Genomic DNA, 405 nt, shown 5'->3' with positions numbered 1-405 from the left:
CCCGAAACATATTGCTGGTATTCCTTGGACGCCGGATACAGGCGGCGCAACTGCAGGCCCAGGCTGGCGGCCCGGTCGCGGTCCTCGAACACTTCGGCCAGACGAGCACCGAGCAGCAGGCTCCGCGCGTTCTGCGGCGCCATTGCGCTGTAGCTGTCGTAGTAGCTACGGGCCGGGACATACTCCTTGTCCTCGTAGGACATCGCGGCCATCTCCAGCAGCGAGCGCGGCTGACGGCTGCTCAGGCGCAACGAGCGCTGGAAGTATTCCTTGGCCTCGTCTCGCCGCCCCAGTTGCAGGGCGGTCAGGCCGAGATTCTCGAAGACCCTGGAGCGTTCCGGGTAGAGATTGTCCTCGGTAGCCTTGAGATAGGTGTCCATGGCTTCCTGATAGCGCTTCTGCTCG

General features: G+C 63.7%; 1 protein-coding gene. It reads right to left on the bottom strand.

The features are described from left to right. A partial coding sequence (locus J0A65_RS26110; RefSeq protein WP_269814715.1) for a tetratricopeptide repeat protein occupies window positions 1–380 on the bottom strand: 380 nt, incomplete at its 3' end. Between the last annotated feature and the right edge of the window lie 25 nt (window positions 381–405).

Origin of the sequence: Bowmanella yangjiangensis, assembly GCF_017255015.1 — a bacterium.
Taxonomy (GTDB): domain Bacteria; phylum Pseudomonadota; class Gammaproteobacteria; order Enterobacterales; family Alteromonadaceae; genus Bowmanella; species Bowmanella yangjiangensis.
The sequence above is the reverse complement of the archived record's forward strand: the minus strand, read 5'-3'. Positions and strand labels throughout refer to the sequence as shown.